The organism is Inquilinus sp. (assembly GCF_057815775.1).
In genome coordinates, this window is the sequence record NZ_JBYRFX010000049.1 from 1 (window position 1) to 9,640 (window position 9,640).

At 70.8% G+C, this 9,640-nt stretch carries 12 protein-coding genes; 8 read left to right on the forward strand and 4 right to left on the reverse strand.

Features of this window, described 5'->3' with window-relative positions:
• On the reverse strand, positions 1–363 hold a 363-nt coding region (locus AC3XYG_RS01990; RefSeq protein ID WP_489138138.1), incomplete at its 3' end, for a hypothetical protein.
• 114 nt (positions 364–477) lie between these two features.
• Positions 478–2,085 (reverse strand): FMN-binding glutamate synthase family protein, encoded by a 1,608-nt coding sequence (locus AC3XYG_RS01995; RefSeq protein WP_489138139.1) that lies wholly within the window; start codon positions 2,083–2,085, stop codon positions 478–480.
• Positions 2,086–2,306: 221 nt separating this feature from the next.
• Between AC3XYG_RS01995 and AC3XYG_RS02000 the strand changes: the two genes are divergently transcribed.
• A complete protein-coding gene (locus AC3XYG_RS02000; protein WP_489138140.1) occupies positions 2,307–2,972 on the forward strand; it encodes a dihydrofolate reductase family protein in 666 nt (221 codons plus the stop codon).
• Positions 2,973–2,984: 12 nt separating this feature from the next.
• Here AC3XYG_RS02000 and AC3XYG_RS02005 read toward each other — a convergent pair whose 3' ends face one another.
• Complete coding sequence (locus AC3XYG_RS02005) at positions 2,985–3,875, reverse strand: LysR substrate-binding domain-containing protein (RefSeq protein WP_489138141.1); 891 nt, start codon at positions 3,873–3,875, stop codon at positions 2,985–2,987.
• A 122-nt stretch (positions 3,876–3,997) separates the two neighbouring features.
• Here AC3XYG_RS02005 and AC3XYG_RS02010 point away from each other — a divergent pair, with 122 nt between their 5' ends.
• The 5 genes from AC3XYG_RS02010 (at position 3,998) to AC3XYG_RS02030 (ending at position 6,508) form a co-directional block, all read left to right on the forward strand.
• Positions 3,998–4,411, forward strand: coding sequence for a tautomerase family protein (locus tag AC3XYG_RS02010; RefSeq protein ID WP_489138142.1), 414 nt, complete (start codon positions 3,998–4,000; stop codon positions 4,409–4,411).
• Complete coding sequence (locus AC3XYG_RS02015; protein ID WP_489138143.1) at positions 4,408–4,836, forward strand: cupin domain-containing protein; 429 nt, start codon at positions 4,408–4,410, stop codon at positions 4,834–4,836. Before AC3XYG_RS02010 ends, AC3XYG_RS02015 begins: the two co-directional genes overlap by 4 nt.
• A complete protein-coding gene (locus tag AC3XYG_RS02020; protein WP_489138144.1) occupies positions 4,833–5,393 on the forward strand; it encodes a DUF4865 family protein in 561 nt (186 codons plus the stop codon). The genes AC3XYG_RS02015 and AC3XYG_RS02020 overlap by 4 nt, the downstream gene beginning before the upstream one ends.
• Before the next feature lie 93 nt (positions 5,394–5,486).
• The gene (locus AC3XYG_RS02025; RefSeq protein WP_489138145.1) at positions 5,487–5,843 is read left to right on the forward strand and encodes an alcohol dehydrogenase catalytic domain-containing protein; all 357 of its coding nucleotides are present in this window, start codon (positions 5,487–5,489) and stop codon (positions 5,841–5,843) included.
• A 44-nt stretch (positions 5,844–5,887) separates the two neighbouring features.
• On the forward strand, positions 5,888–6,508 hold the full coding sequence (locus AC3XYG_RS02030; protein WP_489138146.1) for a zinc-binding dehydrogenase: 621 nt from the start codon (positions 5,888–5,890) through the stop codon (positions 6,506–6,508).
• A 23-nt stretch (positions 6,509–6,531) separates the two neighbouring features.
• Here the strand turns inward: AC3XYG_RS02030 and AC3XYG_RS02035 are convergent, their stop codons facing one another.
• A complete protein-coding gene (locus AC3XYG_RS02035) occupies positions 6,532–7,272 on the reverse strand; it encodes an SDR family NAD(P)-dependent oxidoreductase (protein WP_489138147.1) in 741 nt (246 codons plus the stop codon).
• 98 nt (positions 7,273–7,370) lie between these two features.
• On the opposite strand from AC3XYG_RS02035, the gene AC3XYG_RS02040 reads away from it, so the two are divergent.
• Both AC3XYG_RS02040 and AC3XYG_RS02045 read left to right on the forward strand, forming a co-directional pair.
• Positions 7,371–7,838: a TetR/AcrR family transcriptional regulator gene (locus AC3XYG_RS02040; RefSeq protein ID WP_489138148.1), complete on the forward strand. Its 468-nt coding sequence runs from the start codon at positions 7,371–7,373 to the stop codon at positions 7,836–7,838.
• 111 nt (positions 7,839–7,949) lie between these two features.
• Positions 7,950–9,527: a GMC family oxidoreductase gene (locus AC3XYG_RS02045; protein ID WP_489138149.1), complete on the forward strand. Its 1,578-nt coding sequence runs from the start codon at positions 7,950–7,952 to the stop codon at positions 9,525–9,527.
• The last annotated feature ends 113 nt before the right edge of the window (positions 9,528–9,640 follow it).

Genomic DNA, 9,640 nt, shown 5'->3' on the forward strand with positions numbered 1-9,640 from the left:
CAGCAACGGCAAATGGGCGACCCCGTCCGGGCCGAATGTGATCCCTTCCAGATACTCCCGCGCCACAAGCTGGCCGTCGCCCTGCGGGTCGGGCTTGTTGCCGGCGCGAACCCGGACCACCGTGACCTCATCCTCGAGACCGGCCGGGCCGTGCAGCACCACATCGACCAGGATGCCGTCCCAGGGCCTGGCTTCGGCCGCCTGGAACTTCGCATCGCCGGGGCCGCCATCCAGGGCGCCCGGGTCCGACAGCGCGCCGGTCTGCTGATAGAACAGCCGGGTACCGATCGAGTCGATGCGGACGGAGTCCGCGGCGGCGGCCGGCACCGCCAAGGCTAGACAGGCCCCGAATGCGGCAGCCATCAGCGCCTTTGCGTACGGCATGGTGGATCGGCCCCCTTCCCCGCGCCCCATGGCGCCAGAAGCCGGACTATTATCCTGGACCGCGTCGAAATTGCGTCGGGCCCGTGGCCGCGCCTAGACCGGCTTCGGGTCGAAGCTGTCGGAGCGGGCGAGGTGCCAGCTGTCGGCGTACAGCGTGCTGCGCGATTCGCCGTCGACCAGCTCGCCCGGCTTGGCGAAGTAGTGCAGCTGGGAGAACAGCCGGATCTCGGTGGTGCCGGTCCGCCGCACCAGGTGGTGCGGGCCGAGCTGGGAGGGGTGCTCCAGCCCCGCTGCCGCCAGCATCTCGGCCAGCGCCTTCAGCGTGTTGCGGTGGAAATTGTGCACCCGCTCGGCCTTGTCGGGCACCACCAGGGCGCGCTGGCGCAGCGGGTCCTGGGTCGCCACCCCGGTCGGGCAGCGGTTGGTGTGGCAGCTCTGCGACTGGATGCAGCCGATCGCGAACATGAAGCCGCGCGCCGCATTGGCCCAGTCGGCGCCGATCGCCAGCAGGCTGGCGATGTCGAAGGCGCTGACCCCCTTGCCGGCGGCGCCGATGCGGATCTTGCCGCGCAGATTGGCGCCGACCAGCGTGTTGTGGACGAACAGCAGCCCTTCCCGCATCGGCACGCCGAGATGGTCGGTGAATTCGATCGGCGCAGCACCCGTGCCGCCTTCGCCGCCGTCGACGACGATGAAATCCGGCAGGATGCCCGTCTCCAGCATCGCCTTGACGATGCCCATGAACTCCCAGGTGTGGCCGAGGCAGAATTTGAAGCCGACCGGCTTGCCGCCGGACAGCTCGCGCAGCCGGGCGATGAAGCCCATCATCTCGACCGGCGTGGAGAAGGCGCTGTGGCTGGACGGCGAGATGCAGTCCACCCCGACCGGCACGCCCCGGGTCTCGGCGATCTCCGGCGTCACCTTGCGCGCCGGCAGGATGCCGCCATGGCCCGGCTTGGCCCCCTGGCTCAGCTTGATCTCGATCATCTTGACCTGGTCGGTCTGCGCCTGGGCGGCAAAGCGCTCCGGGTCGAAATGGCCGTCGGCGGTGCGGCAGCCGAAATAGCCGCTGCCCAGCTCCCACACCAGATCGCCCTGATTCTCGCGGTGATAGGGGCTGATGCTGCCCTCGCCAGTGTCATGGGCAAAGCCGCCCAGCCTGGCGCCCTGGTTCAGCGCCCGGATGGCGTTGGCGCTGAGCGCGCCGAAGCTGATGGCGGAGATGTTGAACACCGAATGAGAGTACGGCTTGGTGCATTGCGGCCCGCCGATCTCGATGCGGAAGGTCGCCGGGTCGGCCACCGGCACCGGCCGGGTGGAGTGGCCGATGAATTCGTAGCCGGGCTGGTAGACATCGAGCAGCGTGCCGAACGGCTTCTCGCCGCCCTCGTTCTTGGCCCGGGCATAGACCAGCGACCGCTGCGCCCGGGAAAACGGCAGCTGGTCGTTGTCCGCCTCCAGCAGGTATTGCCGGATCTCCGGCCGGATCGCCTCGACGAGGTAGCGGATGTGGCCGAGCACCGGGTAGTTGCGGCGCACCGCATGCGGCGCCTGCACCAGGTCCCAGATCCCGACCAGGCTGAGCAAGCCGGCGACCAGGGTCACCGGCCACAGCCAATGCACCTGGCCGATCAGCGGCAGGGTGGCCAGGGTGATGAGCACCAGGAGGGCGAAGGCGACGTAGCGATTCAGCAGGGACATCGACGACTCACCCGGTTTCGAGATTCGTCCCGGACGATACGCTGACGAACCGCAGCGGCAAATCCGTCTGCGCCCGGCACGGCCACTGGAAAAAGATTCGAGGGGATGTCGGATCGGCCTTTGCCCGCCCGTCCTTGGGTCGATCTCGGCGTCAGCCCCGGAAGCGGGCGGCCGCGGAAACCGGGCGGCACAAGGCGCCGCCTACGATTGGGAGAAGCGTGATGAGACAGGTCGTTGCCGCCGCGTTCATGAGCCTGGATGGCGTGATGCAGGCCCCGGGCGGCCCCGAGGAAGATCCGACCGGCGGCTTCAGCCATGGCGGCTGGACGTTCCATTATTGGGACGACGCCATGGGCGGGTTCATGGGCAAGACCTTCGGCGCCCCGTTCGACCTGCTGCTGGGCCGCAAGACCTACGAGATCTTCGCCGCCCACTGGCCCTATGCCGATGCCGGCGACCCGATCGCCGACTCCTTCAACAAGGTGACCAAATACGTCGCCACCACCTCGGCCGAGCCGCTGGGCTGGGCCAATTCCGTGGCCCTGCGCGGCGACGTGGCCGAGGCGGTCGCCGGGCTGAAGCAGCAGGACGGGCCGACGCTGCTGCTGCAGGGCAGCACCGATCTGATCCAGACGCTGCTGGCCGCCGACCTGATCGACGAGTTCAGCCTGCTCGTGTTCCCGGTGGTGCTGGGCTCGGGCAAGCGGCTGTTCGGCCGCGGCACCCTGCCCGCCGCGCTGAAACTGGTCGAGTCGGGGGTGTCGACGACGGGCGTGACGATGAGCCGTTACCATCGCGCCGGTGCCGTCACCACCGGGTCTTTCGCCCTGAAGGAGCCGAGCGAGGCCGAGCTGGCCCGGCGCGAGCGGATGAAGCGCGAGGGCTGACACCGCCCGCCGCTACGTCGCGGCCACCGCATCCGCCACCGCCTGCTGCAAGATCGCGGCCAGGCGGGCGGTGGCCGGGGCCGGTTCGGCCTCGGCCCGGTGCAAACCGAGGTCGAGCATCGGCAGGCCTGGCAACCCACCCTCCCCCGGCGCCAGCAGCCGCACCGTGGCGGGCAGGCCGAGGGGGGTGCGGATGGTGAGACCGAGCCCCGCCGCCGTCGCCGCCCACAGCCCGGCCAGGCTGGGGCTGACGAAGGCGAGCCGCCAAGCGATACCGGCCCGGTCCAGCGCCTCGGCCGCGGCGCTCCGCAGCAGGCAGGGCGCCTCCAGTGCCGCCAGCGGCAGCGGTTCGCCCGGCGGCCCCGGCCAGGGCATCGGCGCAGTGGCCGGGCCGACCCAGCGCATCGGCACCTCGACCAGCCGGGTGCTGTGTGGTGTCCGGTCGGTGTCGCCCCAGGCCAGCGCCAGATCGAGCCGGCCGGACCGGACGCGTTCGATCAGCTCGGCATTGCGTGCCACCCGCGCCTCGATCCGGATCCGCGGATGGGCACGGGTGAAGCGGCCCAGCACCGCGGGCAGCAGCGCTTCGCCGAAATCCTCCTGCAGGCCGAGCCGGACCCAGCCCTCCAACTCCACCCCCTGGATCGCGGCCGCGGCCTCGTCGTTGAGGTCGAGCAGCCGGCGGGCATAGGCCAGCATGGTCTCGCCCGCCTCGGTCAGGGCCAGGCCGCGGCCGGCCTTGCGGAAGATCGGCGTGCCCGCCTGCTCCTCCAGCTTGCGCAGCTGGGCGCTGACCGCCGAGGTGGAACGGCCCAGCCGGTCGGCCGCCCGGGCGTAGCTGCCGAGCTCCATGCCCAGGGCGAAGCTGCGCAGCACGTCGAGGTCGAAGGTCACCCGCCCCATCGCAACCATCCGTTTTTTTGGAACTGTCCGTTCAGAACAATCTGATTTTCAGCACGACCATGCAGGGTCATATCCGGGGTCGTCAAGGCCGCCGCGATGGCGGCACCAGCGGAGCCAGACCAATGCCGTTCACCCGCATAGCCCTGCACCGGGGCAAGTCGCCGGAGTACCTCCGCGCCCTGTCCAACAGCCTGCACCAGGCCCTGGTAGAGACCTTCGACGTGCCGGCCGACGACCGGTTCCAGGCCATCCACCAGCATGAGCCGGGCGAACTGGTGTTCGACCGCAGCTATCTCGCCGGGCCGCGCTCCGATGATTTCGTGCTGTTCGCCATCACCGCCGGCCGGCCGCGCAGCCCCGAGGTCAAGGCCGCCTTTTACCGCCGCCTGACCGAACGGCTGGCCGCCGCACCGGGGCTGCGGCCCGCGGATGTCATGGTGATTATCACCACCACGGCTGCCGACGAATGGTCCTTCGGCAACGGCATCGCCCAGATGGTCGCGCCGCAGGCCCAGACGACGGGAGCCCGGCCATGACTGTGGAGTTCGCCACCCGCTCGGCCACCCGACCCGCGATCCACCGGGCGGGGGCCGGCACGGTGCGGGCGCCCGACGGCATCGCCACCGGTCCGTTCTGGGCGGAGATGCTGGTCGAGGGCCGCGGCGACGGCGATGTCACCGCGATGCGGGCGACGCTCGACCCCGGCGTCGTCACCCGCTGGCACACCCACCCGCGCGGCCAGGTGCTGTATGCCCTGTCCGGCGTCGGCCGGGTGCAGCGCGACGGCGAGGCAGTGGCGGAGCTGCGCGCCGGGGACTGCGTCTGGTTCGCGCCGGGTGAGCGGCACTGGCACGGCGCCGCGCCCGACAGCGTTTTCTCCTATATCAGCATCCAGGCGGTGCAGGGCGGCACCGCCGTCCACTGGCTGGAGCCCGTCTCGGCCGAGGAGGCCCGATCATGATCGCGATGCAGTACAGCTTCACCCTGCCGGCCGATTACGACATGGCGATCATCGACCGCCGCATCACCGAGAAGGGGCCGCTGCTCGACGGCTTTCCGAATCTGCGGTTCAAGGCCTATCTGACGGCCCGCCGCGGCGACGACACGGCGGGCGGACACGAGAATCTGTATGCCCCGTTCTATCTCTGGGACAACAGCACCGGCCTCAACGACTTCCTGTGCGGCGAGGGTTTCGCCGCTGTGAGCGGTGCCTTCGGCTGGCCGCAGGTGCGGACCTGGGCGGTGTGGCAGGCGCGAGTGTCGGACCGGGTGGCGCAAGCCGCCTTCGCCACCCGCGAGATCCTGGCCATCGAACCCCACGCCCCGCTGGGCGAACTGCGCCGGCGCGAGGACGAAGCGACGATCAAGGCGGTGGAGGCCGGCGGTGCCCTCGCGGCGGTGGCCGGATTCGACCCGACCGGCTGGACCCGGGTGCGCTTCCGTCTCTGGGCCGAGATCCCGCCCGGCACGGCGGGCCAAGCCTACAAAGTCGGCCACATGTCGCTGCCCGCGGCCTAGCCGATGGAGGCAGCGGATCGCTTCGCCTGTTGTGCAGTGATGAGATAGAGGTCGCGGCGCCGCCGCGGACCCGTATCGGAAAGGCTGCTGCGCATGAAAGCGATCCGTATCGAGGCGTTCGGCGGGCCGGACGTCCTCCGGCTGGTCGATCTCGCGGAACCGCTGCCGGGGCCGGGCGAGGTGACGATCGATGTCGCCTTCGCCGGCGTCGGCTTCGTCGACACGCAGTTCCGGCGCGGTGCCTTTCCCCTGCCCTTGCCGTTGACGCTCGGCATCGAGGTGTCCGGTCATGTGCGCCAAGTCGGCCCCGATGTCACCGGCTTGGCGCCAGGCGATCCGGTGGCCGCCCTGCTCAACGACTTCGTCTCGCTGCCGGGCGCGGGCGGCTATGCCGAAATCGCCCTGGCGCGGGCGGCTATGCCGAAATCGCCCTGGCCCGGGCGGCACTGACGATCCCGCTCACGCCCGGCGCGTCGCTCGCGCAGGCCGCCGCGGTGCTGGTCAACGGTACCACCGCCTGGATGTCGATCAAGGACTTGGCCCGCGTCGGCCGCGGCGAGGATGTGCTGGTCCTGGGCGCCACTGGCGGCCTCGGACGGCTGCTGGGCCTGCTGGCCCGGAAGGCCGGGGCCGGGCGCGTGATCGGGGTGATCGGCAGCGAGGCCAAGCGCGCGGCCGCCTCACGCCTCGGCTATTCCGAGACCCTGCTGGCCGACGATCTCGCGGACGGGCTCAAGGCCTTGACCGTGGGGCGCGGCATCGATGCCGCCTTCGATCCAATCGGCGGCCGCCTTCGCCGGGTCGCGTTCGACAATCTCGCACCGCTCGGCCGGTTGATGATCCTGGGCAACGCCAGCGGCGAGGATGAGAGCTTTTCGAGCGATGAGACCTGGCACGGCACCAAGACGGTCCAGGGGCTGAGCCTGGGCGGGCTGGCCCATCTGGTTCCGGATCGCCTGGCCGCCGCGGCACGCGAGGTGCTGGACTGGACGGCCGCGGGCGAACTCGATGCCGAGCCGGCCCTGGTGCTGCCGCTGGCCGAAGCGGCCAAGGCCCATCGGCTCCTGGAAGAGCGGAGCATCGCCGGCAAGATCGTGCTCCGCATGGGCGCATAGCGCGGACAAGACGACCCGCGTCTTCAGGCGTGGGCCATGCCGCCATCGACCGTGATCTCCGCCCCGGTGGTGAAGCTGGAGGCGTCGGAGGCCAGGAACAGGATCGCCTCCGCCACCTCCGCGGCCCGGCCCCAGCGCCGCATCGGGATCAGCCTTTCGACATAGGCGCTGATCGCCGGGTCGGCCGTCGCCGCCGCGGTCAGCGCGGTGTCGACCGGGCCGGGCGCCACCACATTCACCCGGATGCGCCGGCGCAACAGCTCCGGATCGGTGCCGGCGCTGCGGGCGAAGGCACGGATGAAGCCCTTGCTGCCGGCATAGAGCGCATCGCCCGGCTGGCCCTTCCGCCCGGCGACCGAGCCGACGAAGATCACCGAAGCGCCGTCCGCCAGCAGCGACAGGGCGTGCACGAAGCTGAACACGGCGCCGCGGCAGTTCACGTCCATCAGGCTGGCATAGGCGTCGGCCGTCAAGTCGCCGACCGGCGGTGCGTTCGACACGCCGGCACTGACCACCAGCACGTCCAGTCGGCCATGGCGCTGCCGCACCTGCGCCATCAGCCCGGCCAGGCCGTCCGGATCCGCCACATCGGCGGCGATCGCCTCACCGCGGGCGCCGAGCAGATCCGCCGCGGCCTGCAGGCGGGCGCCGTCCCGGCCGGCCACGATGGCATGGGCGCCGTCTTCCGCCAGCCGCTGCGCGGCGGCCAGGCCGATGCCGCTGGTGCCGCCGGTGATCAGCGCGATCTTGCCGGAAAGCCGCATGGTATCCTCCACTCCAGCCTCGACGCTCGCGTCGGCCGATGATAGTCAACGATCGTTGACAAATTGGAGGACCATCACATCTTGTCAATCAGCTCGGGGTGCGCGACCTGGCGGCAGACGCCGCGGTGGACCCGGCCATCGTGATCCGGCTGTTCGGGTCGAAGGAGGCGCTATTCGCGGCCGTGGCCGACGGCGCTTTCACACTCGAGGCACCGTTCGACGGCCCGGTCGACGGCCTGGGGTTGCGCATCGCCCGGCACCTGACCGGCAAATCGGAGGGCACCGCGCCGGCGGACGGCTTCGACGAATTCCGCCTGCTGCTGCGCTCGGCCGCCAGCCCGGTCGCGGCGCCGATCCTGTCGGCAGCCCTGCATGCCGGCTTCATCGGGCCGCTGGCCCGGCATCTCGGCGGCACGGACGCCCCGGCACGGGCCGCCCTGCTGACCGCGGTCATCCTCGGCTTCGCCACGCTGCGCGTCGCCCTGGGCGCGCCCGCCCTGGAGGACGACGACGGGGTGGCGAACCGGCTGGGCGCGGCGCTGCAGGCCTGCCTGGCGCCGCACTGACCAGCCACACAGCCCAGGATTGCGGCCGTAACCGATTTTCCGGGCCAGGACACCGTCCGGTAAGCCGCGTCCGCGATGATTCCTTGGGTCAGCCGCTTCCGAAGGAAACCCATGGTGTCCGACGATCTCGACGCACGCCACCCCCACGAGTTGAAGCCGCATTACGATGTCATCGTCTGCGGCTCCGGATCATCGGGGTCGGTGGTGGCGCGGCGGATGGCGGAGAATCCGGAGGTCAGCGTCTTGCTGCTGGAAGCCGGCGGCACCGACGACGTGCCCGAGATCACCGACGCGACCCGCTGGCCCGTCCTGCGCCGCAGCGAACAGAACTGGCTGTTCAAGGCGGCGCCGAACCCGAACCTGAACGGCCGCGCCATCCCGATGGCCATGGGCAAGGTGCTGGGCGGCGGGTCCAGCATCAATGTGATGGCCTGGTCGCGCGGGCATCGGGCCGACTGGGACGACTTCGCCGCCGTGTCGGGCGATGAGGGCTGGAGCTACCAATCCGTCCTGAAGATCTACCGGCGGATCGAGGATTGGCACGGCGCGCCGGACCCGGGACGCCGCGGCCGGGGCGGGCCGCTGTTCGTCCAGCCGGCGCCCGATCCCCACCCTCTCGCCGAAGCCGGAATCGAAGCCTTCGCCGCCGCCGGCATCCCAGCCTTCGCCGACCAGAACGGCGTGATGATGGAGGGTGATGGCGGCGCCGCCGTCACCAATGTCTGCATCCGCGACGGCCGGCGGCAATCGGTGTACCGGGCCTATGTCCATCCCTATCTGGGCCGCCCGAACCTGACCGTGCTGGCGAACGCCCTGGTCACTCGCCTGACGATCGAAGGCGGGGCCGTGCGCGGGGTGGAGTTCCGCCGCGAGGGCGAGTTGCACCGCGTCGCCGCCCGGCTGGAGGTCGTGCTGTCGTTGGGGGCGATTCACACGCCCAAGCTGCTGATGCAGTCCGGCATCGGCGACGAGGCCGAGCTGGGCCGGTTCGGCATCCCCGTCCTGCAGCACCTGCCCGGCATCGGCCGGAACTTCCAGGACCACTTCATGGCGCCTTGCGTCTGGGAATCACGCGAGCCGATCACCGGGCGCAACAACCTGGGCGAGATGACCGCGATGTGGAAAAGCGACGCCGCGCTCGACCGGCCTGACCTGCAATCCTTCCTGTGCGAGCTGCCCTATGCCAGCCCGGAAGCGGCCGGCATCGGACTGCCGCCGCATGGCTGGTCGCTGACCACTGCCGTGCTGCGCCCCGCCAGCCGGGGCCGGGTGCGCCTGACCGGGCCGGCCCCGAGCGACCCGGTCGAGATCGATGCCAATTTCCTCGACGACCCGGCCGACCGCAGGACGCTGCGGGCCTGCATCGAATTCTGCCGCGATGTCGGCAATTCGGCGCCCCTGCGGCGGTTTGCGAAGCGCGAGCTGCTGCCTGGCCCGGTCGACCGCGCCGGGCTGGACGCCTTCATGCGCAACGCCACGGTCAGCCATTCGCACCAGAGCGGCACCGCCCGGATGGGCCGCGATGCGATGTCAGTCGTCGACCGCCGGCTCGGCGTCCACGGCGTCGGCCGGCTGCGCATCGCCGATGCGTCGATCATGCCGCGCGTCACCACCGGCAACACCATGGCGCCCTGCGTCGTCATCGGCGAACGCGCGGCGGAGATGCTGCGGGCCGATCACGGCCTGTGACCCACAGGCCCGCGGAGGCTGCCGGATCCGGCAGCCTCCGCGGGTGATATCGGCTAGGCCGGCAAGGCACCGGAGCGCTGGGCGGTCCAGGTGGCGATGTAGTCCATCAGCCC